Annotated in this window: 16 protein-coding genes; 7 read left to right on the top strand and 9 right to left on the bottom strand. The window is 56.0% G+C overall.

What is annotated here, in order from left to right; genetic code table 11:
* Positions 1-277 precede the first annotated feature (277 nt).
* Positions 278-718: a thioredoxin family protein gene (locus tag Poly21_RS19790; protein ID WP_146408550.1), complete on the top strand. Its 441-nt coding sequence runs from the start codon at positions 278-280 to the stop codon at positions 716-718.
* Between the two features lie 111 nt (positions 719-829).
* On the opposite strand, the gene Poly21_RS19785 is transcribed toward Poly21_RS19790, so the two are convergent.
* Complete coding sequence (locus Poly21_RS19785) at positions 830-1,405, bottom strand: RNA polymerase sigma factor (protein WP_146408549.1); 576 nt, start codon at positions 1,403-1,405, stop codon at positions 830-832.
* 296 nt (positions 1,406-1,701) lie between these two features.
* Here Poly21_RS19785 and Poly21_RS19780 point away from each other — a divergent pair, with 296 nt between their 5' ends.
* The gene (locus tag Poly21_RS19780; RefSeq protein WP_146408548.1) at positions 1,702-2,727 is read left to right on the top strand and encodes a sensor domain-containing diguanylate cyclase; all 1,026 of its coding nucleotides are present in this window, start codon (positions 1,702-1,704) and stop codon (positions 2,725-2,727) included.
* A gap of 189 nt (positions 2,728-2,916) precedes the next feature.
* A complete protein-coding gene (locus Poly21_RS19775) occupies positions 2,917-5,223 on the top strand; it encodes a sulfatase-like hydrolase/transferase (RefSeq protein WP_302119688.1) in 2,307 nt (768 codons plus the stop codon).
* Here the strand turns inward: Poly21_RS19775 and Poly21_RS19770 are convergent.
* The 5 genes from Poly21_RS19770 to flhA all read right to left on the bottom strand — a co-directional run bounded on the left by Poly21_RS19770 (position 5,220) and on the right by flhA (position 11,320).
* The gene (locus Poly21_RS19770) at positions 5,220-5,621 is read right to left on the bottom strand and encodes a hypothetical protein (protein ID WP_146408547.1); all 402 of its coding nucleotides are present in this window, start codon (positions 5,619-5,621) and stop codon (positions 5,220-5,222) included. The two genes, Poly21_RS19775 and Poly21_RS19770, sit on opposite strands and share 4 nt — an antisense overlap.
* 3 nt (positions 5,622-5,624) lie before the next feature.
* A complete protein-coding gene (locus tag Poly21_RS19765; RefSeq protein WP_146408546.1) occupies positions 5,625-6,854 on the bottom strand; it encodes a glycosyltransferase family 4 protein in 1,230 nt (409 codons plus the stop codon).
* A gap of 2 nt (positions 6,855-6,856) precedes the next feature.
* Complete coding sequence (locus Poly21_RS19760) at positions 6,857-7,675, bottom strand: FliA/WhiG family RNA polymerase sigma factor (protein ID WP_146408854.1); 819 nt, start codon at positions 7,673-7,675, stop codon at positions 6,857-6,859.
* A gap of 403 nt (positions 7,676-8,078) precedes the next feature.
* Positions 8,079-9,272 carry a flagellar biosynthesis protein FlhF gene (locus Poly21_RS19755; protein ID WP_146408545.1) on the bottom strand — a complete coding sequence of 398 codons (1,194 nt, stop codon included), beginning with the start codon at positions 9,270-9,272 and terminating at the stop codon, positions 8,079-8,081.
* Entirely contained in the window at positions 9,272-11,320 is a 2,049-nt protein-coding gene (gene flhA / locus Poly21_RS19750) for a flagellar biosynthesis protein FlhA (protein WP_146408853.1), read from the bottom strand. Before flhA ends, Poly21_RS19755 begins: the two co-directional genes overlap by 1 nt.
* A 271-nt stretch (positions 11,321-11,591) precedes the next feature.
* On the opposite strand from flhA, the gene Poly21_RS19745 reads away from it, so the two are divergent.
* Positions 11,592-16,577, top strand: coding sequence for a PVC-type heme-binding CxxCH protein (locus Poly21_RS19745; protein WP_302119684.1), 4,986 nt, complete (start codon positions 11,592-11,594; stop codon positions 16,575-16,577).
* Between the two features lie 26 nt (positions 16,578-16,603).
* On the opposite strand, the gene Poly21_RS19740 is transcribed toward Poly21_RS19745, so the two are convergent.
* Together Poly21_RS19740 and Poly21_RS19735 are read right to left on the bottom strand one after the other, a co-directional pair.
* The gene (locus Poly21_RS19740) at positions 16,604-17,989 is read right to left on the bottom strand and encodes a Gfo/Idh/MocA family protein (protein WP_146408543.1); all 1,386 of its coding nucleotides are present in this window, start codon (positions 17,987-17,989) and stop codon (positions 16,604-16,606) included.
* Between the two features lie 67 nt (positions 17,990-18,056).
* On the bottom strand, positions 18,057-19,142 hold the full coding sequence (locus tag Poly21_RS19735) for a formylglycine-generating enzyme family protein (RefSeq protein WP_146408542.1): 1,086 nt from the start codon (positions 19,140-19,142) through the stop codon (positions 18,057-18,059).
* Between the two features lie 417 nt (positions 19,143-19,559).
* On the opposite strand from Poly21_RS19735, the gene Poly21_RS19730 reads away from it, so the two are divergent.
* The 3 genes from Poly21_RS19730 to Poly21_RS19720 all read left to right on the top strand — a co-directional run bounded on the left by Poly21_RS19730 (position 19,560) and on the right by Poly21_RS19720 (position 21,658).
* Positions 19,560-19,850 carry a potassium channel family protein gene (locus tag Poly21_RS19730; RefSeq protein WP_302119682.1) on the top strand — a complete coding sequence of 97 codons (291 nt, stop codon included), beginning with the start codon at positions 19,560-19,562 and terminating at the stop codon, positions 19,848-19,850.
* A gap of 258 nt (positions 19,851-20,108) precedes the next feature.
* Positions 20,109-20,501: a DUF3302 domain-containing protein gene (locus tag Poly21_RS19725; protein ID WP_146408540.1), complete on the top strand. Its 393-nt coding sequence runs from the start codon at positions 20,109-20,111 to the stop codon at positions 20,499-20,501.
* Between the two features lie 8 nt (positions 20,502-20,509).
* A complete protein-coding gene (locus tag Poly21_RS19720; protein ID WP_146408539.1) occupies positions 20,510-21,658 on the top strand; it encodes an HlyD family secretion protein in 1,149 nt (382 codons plus the stop codon).
* Here the strand turns inward: Poly21_RS19720 and Poly21_RS19715 are convergent.
* Entirely contained in the window at positions 21,655-23,268 is a 1,614-nt protein-coding gene (locus Poly21_RS19715; RefSeq protein ID WP_146408538.1) for an efflux transporter outer membrane subunit, read from the bottom strand. The genes Poly21_RS19720 and Poly21_RS19715 overlap by 4 nt on opposite strands.
* Positions 23,269-23,405 lie beyond the last annotated feature (137 nt).

The raw sequence follows: 23,405 nt of genomic DNA, 5'->3' as shown, positions 1-23,405 counted from the left end.
CAATGCGGGGAAAAAAAGCATGGTCACTCGGCTATCCGAGTCGCCATCGTTCGCGCGCTTACGATCCGCTGACGCAGGCGAGCGAAACGCATCTTCTTAGAAAATGGTCGTTAGGTACACCGCTCCGTCACGGCAACCGGATCGAAAAAGCACGAGACATCGGGGAATTCGGCGGAGCTGATCGTTGGAAACCCATTTTGATGGTGTATGATTCCTCAATCCGACCTGCGTGAGCGCACCCAAGCCCCAATTTTGAAATTGCTTCGGACGGTATAAAATGAATACTCGACAGTCACGTTCCAACACCTTCCTGATCGTTGCTGGTCTGTTGAGTCTACTGGCCTATGGCAGTGCTGGTTGCGAGCCACCACAAGCATCGCGCGCCACTCCGACAGCGATCCCAACCCATTTTGACACAAACATCGATAGCAACAAACTGGTCATCGTTAAATTCGGAGCGACTTGGTGCCCGCCTTGCCGCGACGTGGAGCGTGAACTCGACGAGCTCGCTGGAGAACTACCCGCTGACGTGGAAGTGCTCAAAATTGACGTCGATGAAAATCCTGAGCTAGCCGAACGGTACGGAATCTTCAGCATTCCCAAGCTGATGCTCGTTCGCGACGGAAAGATTCTTGACGAGGAAGTAGGATACATGAGTGGCAGCCAAATCCAAAAATGGATTAGCAAGTACCCGCGTGCCGGCTTAGCGAACGAGTAAGGGGCCACTCGTGATCGCCAGATGCTCGCTCATGTCGAGCCCCTGGTTAAGAATCTCGCCAAACGTGGGGATTCACGTTCAGGGCAAGGCGACAATTCGGATCACAACTGCCTAGGATTGCCCGTTCATCTTTTGGCGGGCGCGGTGCAGCAGCGGTCCGATGGAGTTTTCGTTGACGCCGACTGCTTGGCTGATTTCTTGGTAGGACTTGCCCTCAAGGTGATACATTCTCACAACATTGGCTTCGCGAGTATCCAGTCGCGTTAACAGATGCTCAACTTCTTCGGCGTTATCGATCCGCTGGATTTCCGTGGGCGAGTCGTTGACCGCCTGCTTGACTGCCGCTTGAGCCTGCGGCCGCGGACCATCCACGATGGTATCACGCTGTGCTTGCTGCAATCGCCTGACGACGACACGGCGGGCAATTACCGTGAGATAAGTCGCTAGCGAGCATTGACGGCGAAATCGACGTAGCACCGCAAAATCATGCCGAACTAAAACTAGAAACACTTCGGCAACGTAGTCGTCGCGAGTGGAATCATCAATCGAAATGCCGCGGCCGGCGGTCGTGCGGTGCACTACATGGACCACGAGGCCCACAAAGCGATCCACGAAATTCTCCCACGCCCGCGGTTCACGGTCTAAACAACGCTGCAGCAAGAGTCGATCGACGTCGGAAAGGCTCACGTGGGTGACTCGCGAGGAAGGGAACGAGAGGGGCGGTCATGGAGGTCACATCCAGTTTAGATGGGATTCCAACCGTTTTTACAGAGTTTGACCCCCGCCGCTAACATTGCATGGTAAGTCGAACCGGTTCGCAGAGCAAGTTTTGGTTCGCTGGAACAGCTATTTCTTAGTCGGGCTGAGGGTGCGGTTGTAACGATTGCGGAAGAAATCGAGTCCTGCAGCCGAGCGGGCGCATTGTGTGACCTAGGATTGGAGCAAGGTTTTCCGCTCCTGCCGTCCCCGCGTGTTGCCATTCTATGAACGATCAAGTCGCTGACGCCCTATCGTCCGTCCCCTCCGGAATTTTTTCGGTGCAGCCTTCGGCTATCGTTGGCGGCATTGATTCAGCGAGCTCACTCGGCTTCTACAAAACGCTCGCCGACTCCCTGCAGGATGGCATAGCGTTTCTGAATGCCAACGGCCGCGTGCGGTATTGGAACCCGGCGATGGTTCAGCTGACTGGGATCGCTGCGGGCGACACCGTGGGGACCAGTTGGAACTCTGCTGGACTTCATTTTGTCAGCGTTAATCCGACGGAGTCAGTCGAGTGCCCCGTTGCCGCCTGCCTTCAAACCCAAACGGCGATGTCGCAGACGATGAAAATAGTTGGCAGTCGTCCCGGTGATCTCAGTCTGCGTTTAGGACCGGGCACGCGGGCTCAGCTGGTTGCCAAACAGGCTGGGCGTGATGTGCTCGTCAATGCGATTCCTGTTGATACGCCGCATGATGGCGGCGCCGTGGTTATCGTGCGTGATCTATCAGATCGTATCGAGATGCAAAGCCAAATCCTTTCATTGCACAAGAAAGCGATGAGCGATCCGCTGACGGGCGTCGCCAACCGATCCGAGTTTGACCAGTGCCTACTGCGATGTGCGTCCGAAGCCAGCCAACAGGGGGCCACGTTCAGTTTGATTATGTGCGATATCGATCATTTCAAACGGATCAACGACGTGCACGGCCACCCAGCTGGCGACAAAGCGTTGATTCAGTTTGCCGACGTGCTGCGGCGTCATACTCGCAGTTCCGATCTCATCGTTCGATACGGTGGCGAGGAGTTTGTCGTCCTCGCGGTCAATAGTGACAAAGCGACTGCGACACGGCGGGCCAACGAAATCCGTCGAGCGGTTGCTGCAACGCCGTTGGACGGCATTGCAGGTCAATCCATTACTGTCAGCATCGGGGTGGCTGAATATCAAAACGGAGATACGCCCGCATCCATTGTCGCCCGCGCCGATCGCGCCCTGTTGGATGCCAAAGCCACGGGCCGCAACCGGGTCGTGTGAGCCGAGACGCGTCAGCGGCCGGGCTGGTCACGCTGTGAGAAGAGCAAAATCGCTGGACTTACGGACGCATCGAAGGCACAAATCATGCGTCCTTCACCGCTCCCCTGATTGCCAAGTGCATTCGACAATTCCGGTTTCGGTTATGATAAGTAGCCTTCTTTGCCCAAACCCCTGTCCCCTGAGGCTACCTTGAGATTCGCCATACCGCTGGTCACCCTTTGCACACTTTTGCTCGCGCCAGTTCGTGCAGACGAGGTCGACGCACAGAATTCAGTCACGACAGCACAAAATACGACGAGCAGCGATGCTCAAGCGGAGTCGGCACCATCGAGTTCGTCACCACCGAATATCGTGTTTTTCTTTGCCGATGATCAGACAACCACAACGCTGGGATGCTATGGCAATGATGTCATTCGAACACCCAACATTGATGCGTTGGCTGCCAACGGCGTTCGTTTCCGAAATGCATTTGTCAGTCAGTCAATTTGCTGGGTGAGCCGCACCACGATCCTGTCGGGGCTGACGGGACGGACCTACGGAACGCCCTCAAATCCGGAACTGGCACGCCCCGAGGCGGTAGCAGAACTCTATTCCGACATCCTGCGCGAGCATGGTTATCGGACAGGGTACTTTGGGAAATGGCATGCGAAGATGCCCACAGGATTTCAGCAGAGGGATCACTTTGACGAGTTCGAGGCGATTGGCCGCAACCCGTACTACAAAAAACAGCCCGACGGAACCCTTCGCCACGAAACAGATCTGGTGGTCGACCGCGGCATCGAGTTCCTGCGAGAACAGCCCAAAGATAAGCCGTTCGCTCTCAATATGTGGTTCAACGCCTGTCACGCGGAAGATGGTGACCGTCGGCCTGGTATCGGGCACTATCCATGGCCAGAATCGACAAATGGAATGTATGAGGACGTCGAAATCGCTCAGCCGCCACTCAATGCCGCCACCGTTTTCGACGCACTGCCAGACTTCCTCAAAACAACGATCAATCGAGAACGTTTTTTTTGGCGTTGGAACACCGATGAGAAGTATCAAACCAATATGCGATCCTACTACCGCATGGTGACCGGGATCGATAATGCGATTGGGCGTTTCTTGACGGAACTACGCAAACAAGGGCTGGCCGATAACACCATTATTGTCTACTCCGCGGACAACGGGTACTACATGGCCAACCGTGGTCTGGCTGGTAAATGGTCGCACTACGAGGAGTCTCTGCGCGTGCCGTTGATCATTATGGATCCCCGCGCCGATGCCGCCAAACGTGGCGCCACGACGGATGCGATCGGATTGAACCTCGATCTACCGGCCACATTCCTGGATTGGGCTGGAGCTGAGATTCCCGAACGCTATCAAGGCCATAGCCTCGCACCCATTGTCGCCGGAGATCAACCTCAGGATTGGCGTACTGAATCGTTTCATGAGCACTTTGCTGTTCGCAATCGCATTCCTGCCTTCGAGGGAATTCGCAACGACCAATTCAAATACGTCGTGTACTTCGACAATGACAATTACGAGTTTCTCCACGACCTGAAGAATGATCCCGATGAGCTGGTCAACCTCGCGGGTGATCCGCAATATGCAGACACGTTAGCTGAGATGCGCGATCGTCTGGCAAAACGGGTCAAGGAACTCGGTGGTCCACTCGACCAACTTAGTACGCCGTTCAGCAAATCAACGGTGCCGCATCCTGTGGCAGCTGCCAAGGTCGGTGCGAACGTTGATCAAGACGGTTTCGTATCCGTGTTCGATGGCAAAACACTCCGGCGTTGGTCAGGGGATACCAAGTATTGGTCCGTTCAAGACGGTGCATTGACAGGTGTCACTGATGGCACCTTGAAGATGAATCATTTCATCACTTGGGAAGATTCTACGATCCAAAACTTTGACCTGCGTGTGAAGGTGAAAGTAAGTGCGGGAGGGAATAGTGGAATTCAATATCGCGGCCTCTCTCGCCCTGATCTCGGCCTTGATGTTGTCACCGGCTATCAGTGTGATGTGGTCGCAGACAACGCCAATTACAACGGCATGCTCTACGAAGAAAAGGGCCGTCGGATCCTTTCGCATACCGGGGAGAAAGTGATTGTCGATCCGGAAGGACGTTCTTGGGTGGTCGGTGACACATTCGGAGCTGGGCAAGCCGAGCCGGCCGATTTGCAACGCTTTGATACCGATCAGTGGCACGATTACCGAGTGCTCGTCCGAGGGAATCACTATCAGCATTGGGTCGATGGGCACCTTACCACCGACTTGATCGACTTAGACCCTCAGGGCCGATCGCTTGAGGGGGTATTGGCTGTGCAAGTACACGTCGGTCCCGCGATGAAGATTCAGTACAAGGATTTTAAGATCAAGCATCTCCCAGACGATCTGCCCTTGAGAACAGCTGAGGACAGCCCCATTCCGGACGCTGCCCATTTGGTTCGCCCGCAAGGTAAGCTGCCCGCAAACTGGACACCGCCAACCTACGGTGCGAGCAAAAACTAGCTGCCACTTTGTTCGACGGCGTTTTTCAGTGCCCGGTAAGCTTCAATGCTTTCAATCACTTCGGCGGGTCCGCCCGCCGCGTCGACATGTTCGAGGATGAGCAGGAGGTTGTCGGCATCGCCTGCTGCCGCGATGGCGGCGGCTAGATGTTCGAGTTTCTGCTCGCTCGGCATCATCGATCCCTGCTTGGCCGCAGGCGTTTTCGTCTTCTTGGGACGCGGTGCTACAGGTGTTTCTTTCACCTGCTTGGTGGCGGCGCGTTTGGAGGTTGCAACATCGTCTGTTTTTGGCTGGACCGTCGTATCGGTTTCGGTAGCGGTCGTTGACGCTTCGGCAGGCGTGGCTGGGGCGGGTTCACTGGGTTTGTTGGAAGACTTAGTGTGCGCAGGTTTGGCCATGATTTAGCTGGTGAGGGATGATTGATTGTGAGCGACGATTTGACGGTACAGCTCGCGGATTTGCTTGGTCATCGTTTGATGACGGAACTGGTTTGTAAATCGCAGCCGTCCCGCCCTGCCCTGCTGTAGGCGTAACTCGCGATGTTTGGCAAGATGGATGATTCGATTGGCCAGTCCGCGTTCATCGCCCGGCGCTACGAGATAGCCTGTCTGATCGTCGATGACGACCTCGCGGGCACCGTCGATGTCGTAACTGATAACGGGTTTGCCGGCGATCAAAGCCTGTGGGAGAGCTCGGGCGAGGCCTTCGCGGTAGGACGTGTGGACGAGCAGGTCCATCGCACCAATCATCGCGGGGACTTCGCGCGGTGGCACGAGTCCCGTGAAGATAAAGTGATCGACAAGTCCAAGACTAGCGATTTGGCTTTTCAATTCGTCACGCAGCACACCATCGCCGACAAGCAGGAAGCGGACTTGGGGGCATGCGTCGACGACGAGCCGAGCCGAGCGGATCAGATCTTCGTGGCCCTTGAGGTGAAACAGACGAGCGATTTTACCAACGACGACGTGTTCGTCATTGATTCCGTAGCGTTGACGAACGCTAGCTCGATGATCATCAGCGGCAAGGAACGGTTCGACATCCATTCCGCTGCTGATGGTGGTGAATTTATCGCGGGGGGCGACGCCTGCGGCAACCATCAGATCGGTCATCGCGTCGGCAACGCTGATCATGTGGTGACAACGCTTGGCGGCCCAACGTTCACAGGCGATAAAGAACCGCTTCGCAGAAGCCGATTGATAATCGTGAAAGGGCGCGCCGTGAACGGTGTGAATAACCGCGGGGCGACCTCCCGACGAACGCTTGAACTGCCTCCATGCCACATGTCGTCCGAGTAATCCGGCTTTGGCACTGTGCGTATGAACGACATCGGGATCGAAGTTGTTCAGTACCGCCGCGAGTCCCCCAGCTGCCTGCCAGTCGCGGACGGGGTGGATCGAACGACGTAGTGAATCGATGACTTGAACCGGGACGGGCTGCGATTTCAACCGCTCTGCACTACCGTCTTTGGCTGCGTGGGTGCGACCGAGCAGGTCGCCTTCAGGACCGGTTTCAGGACCGCAAATCAACAGGACCTCATCGCCATGATCAGCAATCAGGTCCTGACAGTTCAGCAAAGTGTTCTCCTGCGCTCCGCCGATGATCATCCGCGTGATCACATGGGCGATTCGCATCCTCAGGCACCAAATTCGAGTCGCCGGACGCCGAGTTGCTGCTGCAGACGCGTCACGATCGAGGTGTGCATTTGGCTGACACGCGACTCGGAGAGATCGAGAGTGGCACCAATCTCTTTCATCGTCAACTCTTCGTAGTAGTAGAGGATGATAATCAAGCGTTCGTTGCGGTTGAGGCCTTTGGTGACCAACCGCATCAGATCCGTCTTCTGCACCCGGCGAGTTGGATCCTCGCCTTTCTTGTCTTCGAGAATGTCGATTTCACGAACGTCTTTATAGCTGTCCGTTTCGTACCATTTTTTGTTGAGAGAAACGACGCCAACTGCATTGGCTTCCGTTTGCATTTTCTCGATTTCGGGAATGGCGAGTTCCATGTGCTCGGCGATCTCAGCGACCGTGGGTGCGCGTCCCAAACGTGTTTCGAGATGCTTCGTCGCAGCCCCCAGTTTGCTGGCTTTGCTGCGAACGAGCCGCGGTACCCAGTCCATGGTGCGAAGTTCGTCAAGCATGGCTCCGCGAATACGCGGCACGCAGTAGGTTTCGAACTTGACGCCGCGATCGCGATCATAGGCATCGATCGCATCCATCAAACCGAAGATACCAGCGCTGATCAAGTCATCGAGTTCGACGCCATCAGGCAGTCGCTGCCAAATTCGTTCGCCGTTATATCGCACCAAGGGCATGAATCGTTCGACGAGTCGGTTGCGAAGATCCTCGTAGTCAGGATGGTCTTTAGTGATGGCTTTGAATGAATCCCAGACTTGGGCGATTTCTTCGTCGACGGGGGCAGCGGCGGGCATCGAATCCTCCATGATGTTCACTGATCGACAGGGTGTCTCATTGTCTTTGAGGGCAATGGGATACACCTGACGATGGAATGTTTCTACGTAAGGTTTAGTTCGAAGTGTGGGGATGACGCCAGGCATCCATGCCTCGGTTGCATCTCCTACTTCGTATTTAGGGTCTCGTCGATCACGCTACTAAGGATTATCCATCCTCGAACCAGCAGTCTCTGCGAAATAGCGAGCATTCGTCTCAGAAGTCAACTCCGGTTGTTGAGTGCTTGCTGAGTCGGCTGGATCGCGTTCCCCAAATTGATTAATCGGCATCGTGAAAAATTGTCTCAAGTGAGTTTGGTTCTTCACGCTCCGGTTCAGTTCATGTTATCGGCTCGGTAGGGTGTCATGCTTGAAGTAAAAAAGGCTAAAAAAGCTGTTCGCGATTTTAAGCAGCCTCTCCGAAGGGAACGGTCAATGGCGTCATCGGCAGCAGCGCACCGACAAGATTGGGCGCATCGGCGACGGCAATGTCGTCTGGAACCTGCTGCCCGTGGGTGATATAGCTCAGCGGTGTCGAAAGGTATCGCTCGCTCGCCGTCAGCGCAGAGAGTACTCCCGCGGTATGCGGAGTCTCATCGAGTTTGGTCAAGATCACCGACGTCGCGCGCACTGGGGTAAACCCACTGAGGGTGGCGACAATGTTTTCACTTGAACTTGTTGCACTCAGCACGAGATGTGTCTCATCAGGCTGAGCAGCGCGCAGGAACTCCGCCAGTTGATCGATGCGAGCGTCGCTGCGAGGACTGCGTCCCGCAGTGTCGATCAGGACCAAGTCCACATCACCGAGCTGGTCCATGGCGGGTTGCATTTGTTCGGGCTGCTCGACGACCTGCATGGGGAGATCCATGATCTCGGCATAGGCCTGGAGTTGTTGCACCGCGGCAATGCGGTATGTGTCTATGGTTAATAGACCAACGCGGCGTTTGGATTCGATGCGAAAGCCCGCAGCGAGCTTGGCGACAGTGGTGGTCTTGCCGACTCCGGTCGGGCCGACCAACGCGACCACGTGTCGCTCGCCGGGCTGTGTGCGGATAGGACCACAGAGGTTCAGTTCACGCGAGATCGCACGTTGCAAATGCTCTAAGCGGCCATTGACGTCGTAGGGAAGTCGGTCGTTGACTCCCAGGTTCCCGGCAAAGCTTGATGCCGACGCGAGCCAGCGGCGGATCACCACCTCGGGCACACCGGCTTGACGCAGCGGACCGACCAACGGATCGATGGATAGGGGATCCACATCGTTTGTATCACCAAAATCGGCGAACTTCATGGAGATCGTTTCTCCGTACCCAGCTCGATCACTCGATGGGACCGTTCCCGAGAAGAGGCCGTCGGAATATCGATCGGGACTCGGCACATCATCAGCGAAGGGCGAGTGGTCGTCGTCGCTAGTCATGCTCGGTGGGTAGCCGCCCACGCCGCGCGAACCGGCGATCACTTCCACCTGGGTACGACCTAGCCAACCAAGCCAGCCGTCTCGGACCTGGCGTGTATGCAGGACTGAGGCATCCGGACCCATTTGTTCCCGGATGTCGGCCAGTGCGGCTTGCAAATTCGCTGCTTTAAAAGTTCTTATGGACATCAATCACTCACCACGCCATGCGACTGGATTTGCGTATCTTGCGTGATCTCGTTGTAGGAAAGGATCCGCACCCGGGGCATCGATGCGGCCACGATCCTGTGCAGGCCTGGACGAATCCGCGGACTAACCAGAACGACCGGGTGATGACCCAACGCAATCAATTTCTTAACACCAAGGGAGATTTTCTCGCAAGTCGAGTCGACCTCAGATGGACTCATACGCACAAAAAGTCCACGATCATTCTGCTCGATACCCGCAGCGACCTGATCCTCTGTTGCTGAGCCCAGTGTGATCACATGCAGTTGACCCCGATCGTCGCGGTAGCGAGTACTGATCGTGCGAGCGAGACGTTGCCGGACGTATTCACTCAAGGCGATCGGATCCTGGGTGCTGCGAGCATGATCGCCTAGCGTTTCGAGAATAATTCCGAGTTGGCGGATAGGCACGTCTTCACGCAACAGCGTCTGCAACACCTGCTGCACATCACTGATGGTGAGCAAGTCCGGAATCAATTCTTCGACGACCGCGGGTGCGGCTTGTTTGAGTTCATCGATCAAGTGTTTGGTTGCATCGCGGGTCAGCAGCTCGTCGGCGTGACTACGGGCAATCTCTTGGAGATGGGTAGCCAGCACGGCGGCTGGCTCGACGGCGGTATAACCGTAGATCGCGGCCTGCTCCAGCTGGAGCGGGTCAATCCAGACGGCTGGGCCACCAAAGGTCGGATCGTAGGTCGGCTCCCCGTCGATCACGCCCGTTGTGTTGCCGTGGTCAATTGCGAGCAGGTGATGAGGCTGGACCCGCTCGGTCACCACCGGGTTGCCCGCGATCCGGATTTCGTACTGATTATCGTCAAGGTGCATGTCATCGCGGATGCGGACTTTCGGCAGCACAATTCCAATATCCCCTGCCATCGAGTTTCGTACCCCCGTGATCCGCTGCATCAGGTCACCGCCTTGCTGGGGATCTGCCAGCGACAGCAAGCCAACTCCGATCGCCAATTCCATTGGGTCCACGGCGAGATAGTCCTCGACACGCTTGGTCGGTGTCAATTCGGCAGCGGTCTTTTCGTCTTGTACGATCTGCTCGTCGATCACCTCCTGATCGTTCTGCCGCTTCAGGACAACGGCCAGTCCCAGGCATCCAGCGCCGAGGGTGGCCATGGGAACCGTCGGTAGATTGGTCATGATTAGCAGGCATAGAAAGCCGCCGGCCACCGCAAGAGCCTTAGGGTTGCTAAAAACCTGCTGTAAAAACTGTTCAGGCAGATTGGCTTTGTTCGCGCTCCGCGTGACTAGTAACCCGGCAGCGAGCGAGATCAGGAGAGCTGGCACCTGGCTGACTAATCCATCGCCGATGGTGAGTTTGGTAAACAGTTCGGCGGCGTCCGAAATAGACATCCCATACCGCATCACCCCGATGTAGAGTCCACCGGCCACGTTCACCAGCGTGATCACGATTCCCGCGATGGCATCGCCGCGGACGAATTTGCTCGCCCCGTCCATGGCTCCATAAAAGTCCGCTTGCGCGCCGACGTCTTCGCGGCGCTGCTGAGCTGTTTTCTCGTTGATATTTCCCGCGTTCAGGTCTGCATCGATGGCCATTTGTTTGCCCGGCATCCCGTCGAGGGCAAATCTCGCCGCCACTTCGCTGATCCGCGTGGCACCCTTAGTGATCACAATGAACTGGATCAACACGATGATGACAAAGATAATAATTCCGACTTCGATCCGATCGCCAGCGACAAACTCGCCAAAACCTTGGATCACTCCCCCCACGGCGTCGCTGTCTCCCGACTCGGTACTGGTCAGAATCAACCGCGTTGTGGCCACGTTGAGGACCAGCCGCGCCAAGGTCGTGGCCAGCAGGAGAGACGGAAAAATGCTGAATTCCAGTGGCGTTTTGACGTACACCGTCGTCAGTAGCACGATTACACCGACGGTAATATTGGCGGCCAACAACAGGTCCATCAACAGCGGTGGCAGCGGCACCAGGATGACTACGAGGCAACCGATGATGCCCAACGGCAACACCAGATCTCGATAGCGCATCAACGACTGCATGAACCGTCCTCTGTCTCTGAAACTGAAAATTTCCCCTCAAGTTCGAGCGTAGCAATTCCGAGGAACACGCGTCCAGAGCGTTCGTAGACGGTTCGAGTTTCACGCCGGTGGATGAGTCATCTTTACTCTCCCATCAAATCGAGCGGAGAGGGACCTGCTAAAATGCCTGCAGGAGAATACAAACTTGAAACGTCTCTGAATCCAGCACACCTGCCCACCATCGGTATTCACGATGGTGCCCGCCGCATCAACCGATCGGATGAATATGATTTCTCAAGCATGCGCGCCTCGCGAGTTACCGCTGAGTCGTCGCGGGATGCTGTCAAGCATTGGGGAGACGTTCGCCGCTACCGCCATTGCCAATCCTCTGTCGGCGGATCAGAGCCTGTCCGTGCCACTCTCGATAGGCCAAGCGGTTTTGGACATCACTCCAACGTTGGGGATTGAGTTTGCAGGCTTTCACAAACCTCCCGGTCAAGAGCGGCGGATCACGGGAATTCGCCAAGAAACTCGCCGGATCCAGATCGCTCGGGTCTTGATTTCGGTAGTCCTCGCTACGTTGTTGAGCGGTGTTGTCAACTCGCGACTACCCGCCGCCGACGGCGATAATCCATATGCGTATCTCGATGAGTACTCAAGTCCCTACTATCCCCATACGCATTTTCCGAAACTGACAACACCCCAATGGGTGGGGGAGCCAGACGTCGAGGCGGTCATCGTGTTGGGGATCGACGACATGCGAGAGACGGCGAAGTATGAGATGTACCTGCGGCCGATTCTAGATCGCCTGAAGCAGATTGACGGGCGAGCACCCGTCAGCATCATGACGTGCCAAGTCGATCCCGGCGATCCCCAGTTGCAGTCTTGGCTCGCCGAAGGATTGTCCTTTGAGACGCACACGGTCGATCATCCCTGCCCCTGCCTGCAGAGCGGGCAGTTGGATCAAGCTAAGTCGACTTATGATCGCTGTGTCGACTTGGTCTCAGCGATTCCCAATAACAAGCCGGTCGCGTTCCGGTTCCCTTGCATGGATTCTCAAAACACACCCAGTCCGCGAGCGTACGCTGAGATTATCAACCAGACCACGCCGGCGGGGAATTTCCTTCAAGCAAGCACATCGGTGGTCAGCGTTTTTACATCACGCGACCCAGAAATACCTCGTTCGATCACGCTGAATTCCGAAGGTGAGGAGCGATTCGAACGCTACATCCCGTTTCCCTCCTTCGTCAATAAAATTGAGAACTACCCGTACCCCTTCGTCATCGGAAGAAAATGCTGGGAGTTTCCCTGCATGATTCCAGATGATTGGCAGGGACAGAACATTCAACAGCCTAACAATCCGCGAACCGTCAACGATATGTTGGCAGCGATCGATGCGACCGTCGTGAAGAAGGGCATTGCCAACATCGTTTTCCATCCATACGAATGGATTCGGAGCGAGCAGATCGCCGAAGTCGTTGATCGAGTTCATGCGAAGTACGGCAGGCGGGTGACGTTTCTGACCTTCCAGGAGTGCATCGAGCGTATTAATAGCAACCTGCTGCTCAATCAACCGCTCAGGCGGACTGCCGATGGTGGCGACAACGGTGTTCGCATCCTTGACTTGAATCTTGACGGGTACTTGGACGTGATGATCGGAAACGATCAATGCCAAGTCGCGAGAGTGTGGGATCCGGCTGGACAGCAGTGGCAGGACATTTCCAACCCTGTGAAGTTCATCTCGAACGAATCTGGTTCCGACGCTATTACTCAGGGTGTGCAGTTCGGACGATTTGTCGCCGGTGAGGGAGTCTCTGTGTTGGTCAATCACGAGCAGGATCAATCGATCTATCAGTTCGCAGACGACGAGTTTGTACGGTCACTGCTGCCTCACGAATTGGTTGGATTCCACACCAGCCAAGCTGGCGTCGATCAAGGCGTTCGACTGCGTGACCTCGATCTCGATGGGACCTCTGAAATATTGGTTGCTAATCCGAAGGTCCAGCTACTCCTTGACTTCATCGACAATGGCACGTGGCAATCCCTGTCCCTTCCGCTCCCAGCTCCTGTAGTGGACGCTCAAGGGGGCGATAACGGGGCGAGATTCGTGGATCTGGACAAAGATGGTTACGATGACTTCATTGTTTCAAACTCATCGGAGTCCGCCGTCTATTTGTACGACGATGAGACCCACAACTTTACTCGCTCGGTTGAGCCCGATAGCGAAATTCCACGGATCGCTCGCGGCCACACCGACAACGGGGCGTGGTTTGCTGATGACCACATGTGGGTGCAGAACGAGGATACCAACAGGTTACCCGATGGGGTGGATCGTCGCACGTTTTCGCAGTTAACCGGCAACGCGGAACCCGGTCCACGCAGTGCCGAGCAATCGTTGAAATCGATGCGGGTGCGGCCTGACTTTACGATCGAGTTGGTCGCTGCTGAACCGTTGACGATGGATCCTGTCGCGATTGATTTTGGGCCGGATGGAAAATTGTGGGTGGTGGAAATGGCCGATTATCCGCTCGGACTGGACGATCACGGAAAACCGGGCGGCCGGGTGCGTTATCTGGAGGATCTCGACGGGGATGGCACTTATGACAAGTCGACTCTGTTTCTCGATAACATCGCTTTCCCTACTGGTGTGCTTGCCGTTGGTGATGGCGTCATTGTGAGTGCCGCTCCCAAGATCTTCTATGCCGAGGACACTGATGGCGATGGAGTCGCTGATGTGAAGACAGTACTCTACACCGGGTTTGGAGAAGGTAATCAGCAGCATCGGGTCAATGGTTTTGAACGCGGGTTGGACAATTGGATCTATCTAGCCAATGGCGACAGCGGCGGGACGATCAAGTCGATTCAGACCGGCCAGGTCGTCGATATACGTGGGCAAGACCTGCGCATCCGACCGACTACCGGGGAATTCGATCTCCAGGCGGGGCAAACCCAGTTTGGTCGCCATCGGGACGACTACGGCAATTGGTTCGGATCGAATAACTCAGTTCCTGTTCGGCACTACGCACACCCGGCCCAGTACCTGCGACGAAACTCGTTGGTGCCACCAGCGATACCGAGTCGAGACATTGCTCGGCTCGACAATACGCAGGTATTTCCTCGCTCGCGTGTGCTCAGTCACTGGTCCGGCTACGTGCCTCCGACACCAGGAGAAAAGCATGCGTTCACATCCGCGTGCAGCACCATTGTCTACCGGGATAACCTGTTGGGGCCGGAGTTCATGCAGAGCACGTTTACCTGCGAACCGGTTCACAATTTGGTGCAACGACGTCAACTCGTGCCCGCCGGAGCTTCCTTCGAGAGTCAGCGTCCAGAGGACGAGGCAAATTTTGAGTTTCTGGCGTCGGAGGATAGTTGGTTTCGCCCCGCCAGCGTTACGACTGGTCCCGATGGCGCGATCTGGATCGCAGACATGTATCGGTTGGTGATGGAACACCCTGAGTGGATTGACGATGAGCGAGAGCAAACACTCGAGCTTCGCGCCGGTCACGATCGGGGCCGGATCTACCGTGTCTTCCCGACGGACCAGCCTCCCCGGCCGATTCTAAAGTTAAGCAGCATGAGCACGCAGCAGCTCGTCGAGCAACTTGACTCGCCCAGTGGTCGAAATCGCGATTTAGCGCAAGCAATGTTGATCGGCAAACAGGACCCAGACGCGATTGAACCGCTGCAACAGACCGTCGCAACGTCACCAAACCCCTTGGCACGCTTGCACGCGCTCTGCACGCTCGATGGACTCGACGCGTTAGTCGTCGGATCACTTGAAATCGCCTTGCGAGATCCCGACCCGACGGTTCGGCGGCATGCTCTGCGGTTGTCCGAGCGGTGGCTGCGCGGTGATACACACCCAACGCCCCCAGCAAATCCAATCCCGGACTCTACGCCTGCCTCGTTGCTATCGGCGGTGCTGCACTGCGATGCCGCCGATCTCCATGTTCGACAGCAGATGGCGTATTCGCTTGGATACAGCGATGCGCCGCAGGCGGTCGCGAAACTTGGGCAAATCGCCGGGAACTCTTTTGGACTGCCGGTGATTCGGGAGGCTGTTATCAGTTCCCTCCGACCCGCAACGCTAGCCGCGTTTCAGGCGGCGATCCAAGAGAACCCTCGCGCTGTAGCAGCTTATCAAGAGGTGATTCTTGAGATGGCAGCCCGCAGCGGCGAAGGCCAGTTACTATCGAGTCTGGTGGAATCCCTTGTTCTCTCGCTCCGAGGTGACGCTCCTGACCCCACGCGGATCGACGCATTAACCAAGACGTTGAAGACGTTGCGTCATCGTACTGTGGAGCTCGCGCCGAATGCCGCGTCGCTCATTGATGATTTGCAACCACAGGCAGCCCAGTGGGCAGCGGATCCTCGGGCCAGTAGTCCTCTGCGAATCGCGGCGCTTCGGATGTATGCTTTGCTGGGGCGTGACAGCAGCGTTCCGCTGAACCTGCTCACCGCTTCGCAACCAGTCGATGTGCAGATCGCTGCGGCAGATGGAGTCGTGAACATCGATCCTCAGGCCATACTCGGTCGTCTGGCATCGTTGAGCCCCGTCGTCCGGCAAGCTGCATTGAATGCGATCCTCGCACGTGAATCTGCAGCACTGCAATTGATTGCGGCACTTGAAGCGGAGGAAGTGCCGCTCTACGCGATCAGCGACGAGAGTCGACGACGACTGCACTCACACGCCAGCGACGAAGTCAAAGCGGCCGCAATCGAGGTGTTCGGCGAACTGAGTTCGGCAACGGAAAAGCGGTCACTGCTGCAGCGCTACCTCGCAAAGGTGCTTGAAGATGGTGATCCGCAGCGAGGAGCGAGCGTTTTCCAGAAACAGTGCGCTGCTTGTCACCGCGTCAAGGAGATGGGGCACGCCATCGGCCCCGATATCGCCAGCCTGAAAGACCGCACCCCGAAAACCCTGTTGACAGCGATCTTGGATCCCAACTTGGCCGTCGAAGATAAGTATCAAGGGTATCATGTCCTGACACTCGATGGTCAGCTGATGACCGGAGTCATCAGCAATGAGTCGAGCACCGCGATTGAACTTCAAATGCAGGAGGGAAAACGTCACAGCATTCTACGAGATGACATCGAGTGGATTCGCACCACAGGCGTGTCACTGATGCCCGAAGGCTTGGAGAAAGCGATCCCGCCGGAAGAGATGAACCATCTTCTTGCGTATTTGAATGCCTCCGAGCGCGTCCCCACACTCGCTCCTGCCCCAGCGGCATCTGTAGACGGTAACGAGTTGGCTGATTGAGATTCGTGAAACGACTGCTCCAGAATTCACGAGGTGGCATATTCCACATCGCGTAAGATTCCCGGCTCAGGGACTGGGTATTTCCCGTCTTCACCGGGCATGACGGGGGCGGGCCCATCGGCCGTTAAGGAGGCGACATTGGGGGCAAACTCGTGCGAGCAGTTTCGCATCTGTTCGATTGTAATTTCTTGTCCGGTGTGCGCCGCCATCCGACCCATGTTGGTCACCAAGCTCGCTTCGACGCCACGGTGGACCTCGTTGTAGGGACAGTCATTGATGATTGCGTCCACCAAATCGACCCACTCCATGCGGTAGGGGTTCGGCTCGGGTTGCCCGAATTTCCAGCGTTCAGTCCGGCGCTTGAACAATTGGTCATCGAAAATCGCTACGTTGCCAGGGGTGTGCCCGGACTTGCTGATGATCGCGGAGCCTTTCGTCCCATGGGCGTGACTGGACATATCGTTCTTGCAACCGATGATGGTGCGTCCACCGAAGAACAGTTTGGCTCCGTCAGCGTAGGTATACTCGACGCTGTAATGATCAAAGTTTTGGTCAATGTAGTCGCCTCGATAGTGCCGGCCGCCGATCGCCTGTGCCTTGACCGGCCAAGCATTCTTCATCCATGAAGTCTCATCGATTTGGTGGATATAGAAGTCGCTGAACAATCCGCCGCTGGCCCACAGGAAACTGTGGAATCGTTCGATTTGCCATAGCACTTCGGACATGCCTTCAGGCTTTGCCGTTGAGTGCGCAGACGCGACGGGCCCGTGCATCCGATAGGCTCGCATCGTGAGAATATCGCCGATCTCGCCATCTTGAATCCGTTTGTGCAATTCTTGGCGGGCGCGGCAATGACGGACCATCAAACCCACCCCGCACTTCAGGTTCTTTGCATCGGCTTGCTGGGCAAGTTCGCTCATCTTTATCGACGTCGGTCCGTCGGCGGTGAGCGGTTTCTCCATGAACACGTGCAAGCCGCGTTGGATCGCGTACTCGAAGTGCGGCGCCCGGAACGCCAGCGGGGTTGTTAAAATCACGATATCACCGGGACGCAGCACGTCCATTGCGCTCTTGTAGCCATCAAAACCCACGAATCGATGATCTTCGGGAACGTCCACCTTTTCCGGTTGGTCGGTAAACTCATTCGACAATGCATCGATGCTCGACTGCAAGCGGGGAGCGGAAACATCGGCCATCGCGACCAACTTCGTCTTCGCATTGTCGACATGCAACGCGTCGTTCGCCGCGCCGGTTCCCCGCCCGCCGCAACCGACCAAAGCGAGTCGGATTTCGTTGTCACCGGGTGCTTCACCGTGAACCATCGAGTGGCCCGTCAACTGGAGCAGCGATCCGGCCATCGCGGTGGTTGCGGCGGTCTTTACGAACTGTCTGCGGGGCAATGGATTGGTCATGAACTATTCCCTGATTGGATCGAAATAAACAAAACTAAAACGGAAGTCAAAATCTTCTCATCGGGATCTAATCGCTAAACCCGGTCGCCGAATTCCAGAATGCGTCCATTGTATCCGCGTCCGGTACGTCCAGGGGGCGAACAACCCGAAAGCCCAACCACTGGGCGTCGGTGTGATACCACATGCTGCGAGGCAGTTGAGGATCTTGATCCTTCCAACTGGAATCACTTCCGCGGCGGGCGGTGCTTCGTAGATTTTCCGGATCATCGTCCCAGCTGCCGCCCCGCACGCAACGCGGATACAGCGTTTGAGGGAGGATCAACGGATCCTGCGCGCCCGTCGCGGTGCCTCGATGGTTGGGCTGGAAGGCATCGGCAACCCATTCAGCGACATTCCCGTGCATATCATGCAGACCCCATGGGTTTGGTTTACGCGTACCGACCTTTTGATATTTGTCGTTGCTGTTGTCGTAGTACCATGCATAGTCTTCCAACGCGTCGTCGCCGAATGAGTAGGGCGTGTTTGTGCCAGCGCGGCATGCATATTCCCATTCTGCCTCGGTCGGCAAGCGATAGAAGTGGCCTGTTTGAGCAGACAGCCACTGACAGTACTTATTGGCGGCGTGATGCGTCATGCTGATTGCGGGAAAACCCGACTGGCCCATCCCAAAACTCATTTCTGTATACGGGGGCGTCGGTTGGCTAATGCCATCGACGACCGCATGCACGTTGGCATCGAAGTCGATACGGCCGCCGTGCTTCTTTCGATCAACTTGAGTGATCATGAACGGTTCATATTCGTCCCAGGTGACTTCGCAGCGGCCCATCCAAAACGGTGAAATGTTGACCTCGACCGCCGGTTTTTCAGAATCCTCGGCATCCGCGTCGGTATCGTCGGCTCCGAACGTGAATCGGCCAGCCGGGATCGCGACCATGTCAAAGGCGGCGCCCGTCGCCGGTATCGTCTCGCGATAATTCGTCATCGGAACCTCGTTCACGTCACCAGTCGTTTCACGAATGAAATCGTGAATTTTTTGAATCAATTCTCTGTTGTCGCTCGAAACGATTTGGCGACGCGGCGGATCTGAGAACAGTCTCCCGGTCGTAGCGATCCAACAAAGCAGCAGAAAACCGATGAAGCAGAAACGAGCCATTGAGTTCGTTGGGGAAAGAGTATCAGGTGAAGCGACGTGATCGAGGTTCAATCCATGAAGGACATGCCGCAGGGGGAAGGGTGGGAACCATTGTACTGGTTTGCAACGGCGATTTGGGCGCATTTTGATTTTCTTGCGTCACCACGGGATACCGATCGGTGGCCATGCTGCCACGAGAATCAGTATCATTTCAATCACAGGCAGGGAGCAATGCCGCACCATCGTGCATTGACACGCAAACCGCCGACATTCTGTTTACTAGCTATTACAATTTGTGTGTCATCGACGAGTCATGCGTCGAAGCCATCTCGCGTTTTTCAGATCGTTTTTCAGATCATTGGCCCGTGCTAAAGTCGCCGTATGTTTCGACGAGTAAAAGTATTTCGCATTTTTGTCAGACGTTTTGTTCACTACACGATGCTGGTTCGCGAGGTGCTGTTTTGCCTGATCTGTCTAGTCTTCGGTGGGGGTGTCATCTTCTCGTTCACTGAAGATCTCGATCTTGACCTCGCTATTTATTTCGCCTGCATTACGGGGCTGACGATTGGCTATGGCGAGATCGTCCCACATACCCCTCTGGGACGCTTGGTCGCAGTGCTGATTGGTGTTATCGGCATGGTTTTCATCGGGCTCATCGTGGGCATCGCGGCGCGCGCGCTGGCTGATGTGGAGAAAATGCGGACGCGGTTCGACCGGCATCCTAAGTAGAGTTGAGGGGCCGTGAAATTCGCCCACACGGATCAGACAACACGCCGCTAGTTGCGCCGGTTGGAGGCCACGACGTTTCGTGAGGGGCCCGGCGATGACGGTCGATGCGGATCGTATCGATTGTCAGGCCTGAGGTGCTGCGTTGTTTCACCATTTCACCAAGCAGCAAATAGATTTCGGCAACGCCCCAAGTAAAGTCGGTCGGTATCCGGTAGCGCCATCGCGCTGCCCAACAGGAACTCGCGGAGCAACGAAGCCATGCCGCCGATCGGATTCTACGACTATCTCACCTTCGCGGCGATACTGACTATTGTGGCTGGCGTTTTGACGGTGATGTGTCTGATTCTTGGGTTGCCCGGAAGGATCGCTCGAAAGCGAAATCACCCAGACGCCGATGCGATCTATGTGATGGGATGGTTGGGGTTTCTCGGTGGCGTGTCTTGGATCCAGGCCTTTCTGTGGGCGTTCAAGCCAACGGAGGTCGTTGACATACGCAGGTTCCCGAAGGAGGAGGCGGCAGTCGAGGGACAGACAGCTGTCGCTACTGTCGTTGATCCCTCATCGAAGCCTGAGCACGAATCCGAACCGAGGTCTATCGCTGATGGATCAGAATCCAGTGACACCGAACAAGACCGAAAGTCACAGGAGTAATCTAGGTTATGGTTGTTGCACTCGCCATGGCGTTCGTCTACGCCATCTTCTGTTGGCTGTTTTTCTTTAAATTCAAGGTTCGTAAATTCACGCCCGCGTGGGGTGTGTGCACGGTGTTCATCGGCGGCCACGTCGCGCTTTTTTTCTTCATCTTATTGCGATTCAATCAGCCCTACTCGATCGATGCGACCATTATTCGGCGAACGATTCAGTTAGTACCCCGACTGCCTGAACCAACACTGCTAACAGAGGTGTTGGTGAAACCCAACGTGCCCGTCAAGAAGGGGGATCCGCTGTTTCGGTTCGACGATCGGCTATACACCTATCAGGTCAACGAACTCAAAGCGTCGCTTGCGGCGGCGGAGCAAAACGTAAAGGTTCTGCAAGTCGACATTGAAGCTGCCGAGGCGGATCTTGAGATATCGAAAAGCCAGGAAGCGTTTGCCACCGAGCAGGTAGCTCGATTTGAAGGCTTGACGAAGACGGGTGCGGCGAGAGTGGAATCTCTCCAGCAATGGCAAACCAATCTTGCCAGTGCACAAGCTTCGATTGCCGAAAGCCGCGCGAACGTCAAGAAGGCACGTCTCGCGTACGAATCCGATATCGACGGTGTGAATACGCAAGTCGCTGAGATCCAGGCCAAGTTGCAGCAGGCGGAATACTACTTGGAACAAACCACGATCTACGCCCCCGAAGATGGATTCGTGATTAACCTCCAGGCGCGGCCTGGACTTGTAGTGGGCGCGCTCCGCATGGGGGCGATCGCCAGCTTCATCTGCGACGAAGATCCGTATGTGTTGGCTCCCTTCTGGCAGGAACACTTGAAGTACGTTAAGCCCGGCCAAGACGTCGAAGTCGCCCTGGACTTTTTCCCAGGATATATCTTCAATGGAAAAGTAGAAGCGATCTGGTGGGCGACGGGTCAAGGTCAGATGACACCGTCAGCAAACTTGCCAGAATTCGGAGCTCAACCGATACCCAAAGGAAAGTTTGCGGTCCAAATTCGCATGGACGCAGACAAAATTGACCGCCTAAGTGCTGGGGGGCAAGGGGCTGTGGCGATCTATACAGGCAACAACACATCGCTCAAGCCGTTTCGCAAGATCGAAATTCGGGCTTACAGTTGGGGGAACTGGTTGTATCCATTGCCATTCTAACGGTCATGGCGTTCAACAGGCGGGGGTGGAGACCGTCCTGTCAATTGCGTTAGCGGAAGGGACTCAATGAAGACGGGCTCTTCGATCATCTCGACGGGGAAATTATCGATCTCGATCATGGGAAGGTAGTTTCGCCAGTCAACCTGCCAGCCGCCCCCGATTGCCTTGTAGACAGACACTAGGTTGGTTGCGACGTCACCGCGTACCTCCGCCAATTGGTTCTCCTGAGCGACAAGCAGACGTTCCATCACGAACACACGATTGAAGTCTGCCGTGCCTCCCTGGTACTCTTGGTTAGCGGTGGTCACCGCTTGCCGAGTCGCCTCTACGGCGTCGTGTAACTGCACTTCCTGTTGCTGTGAATTCAGGAACGCCACTAGCGAATTTTCAACGTCAGCGTTGGCCTGCAGCGCCGTTTCCTGATAATTCAATACCGCCTCTCGGAATCTGGCGGTTTGGCCATCGACTCGGGCAAGAAGCCGTCCGTAGTTCAACACGTTCCATTGGAATCCAGGTCCCACACCACCGGTTACGCTGGAGGCACCAAACAGGTCGACGAGTTCTTCGGAAGCCACACCGATCGATCCGGAAATGGCAAAGCTGGGAAACATCTCTGCCGCAGCGATGCCAATTCTGGCGCTTTCGGCAGCGGCTTGCCGTTCCGCAGCCCGCACATCAGGGCGGCGGCGAAGCAGTTCGGCTGGGATTCCGACGGCGACTTCACGGGGGGCCATGGGGATCGGAGCGCTGCCTAACTCGGGCAACAAATCGGTTGGCGGGATGCCCTGCAGAATGCAAAGCGAAATCACTGCTTGACGCAGTTGAGTTCTCAAACTGTAGACAGATGCTTGGGTTGCGGACAAGTTAGCCTGGGCTTGATCAACATCTAACCCGGTGGCAACTCCACCCTCAAGCCGACGGCGGGCTAGATCGAGTGATTTTTGCTGGGTTTCGACGTTGGCTGCTGTTAAAGCCAACCGCTCCTGCAGCGTTCGAATCTCGATGTAGGTCGCAGCTGTCTCAGCGATCAGAGTCACCAACACGTCGTGGTAGTCGTCGCCCGATGCCGCCAATTCAGCGTCGGCTGCCTGTAGATTTCGACGGTACTTGCCCCATACATCGATTTCCCAAGAGGCATCGAATCCGGTGGACCAACTGTCAAATGACCGCGGTAGAAATCCAGGCGGATCGAGACTCTGTGGTATCGTCGTCGTGCTGATCTGGTCACGGCTGTAGTCACCGCGGATCTGCTGGTGTTGTGGGAAGAGCCTACTCGCAGCAATTTGCCGTTGATATCGAGCTTGCACCACTCGGTTGTATGCGATCCGCAGTGTCAGGTTTTGCTGCCGAGCGCTGTCGACCAGCTGTGCCAGCATCTGGTCGTTGAAGACGTGCCACCAAGCGTCGTCGTCGACTCCTTGCGAATCACTGATGACAGCTGGGTTGGTCTGGTCAATCCATTGCGCAGCGATCGGCGTCGCGGGCGGGCAATAGTCGGGACCCACCGGTTTTAAGAAGCCGTTGTAGAACCGGCAGCCGGACAAACAGGTCACTGATGTCACGAACATCACGATCGCTGCGATGCATCCTTGTCGATTGAGCGATTGCATGATTGTTCGTTTTCCATTTCCGCCAGCCTAGACCTGACCTTTCCAGGAGCGCTCGCGCCCAGCTTGCATCAGCCTGACGTTTCAAGCGGAGCTATGCGTAGAATCGGCATAACATTCATGGCAGTTCAGCCAAAGAT

Origin of the sequence: Allorhodopirellula heiligendammensis (assembly GCF_007860105.1) — a bacterium.
GTDB lineage: Bacteria > Planctomycetota > Planctomycetia > Pirellulales > Pirellulaceae > Rhodopirellula > Rhodopirellula heiligendammensis.
This window is presented reverse-complemented; position numbering and strand designations above follow the sequence as displayed.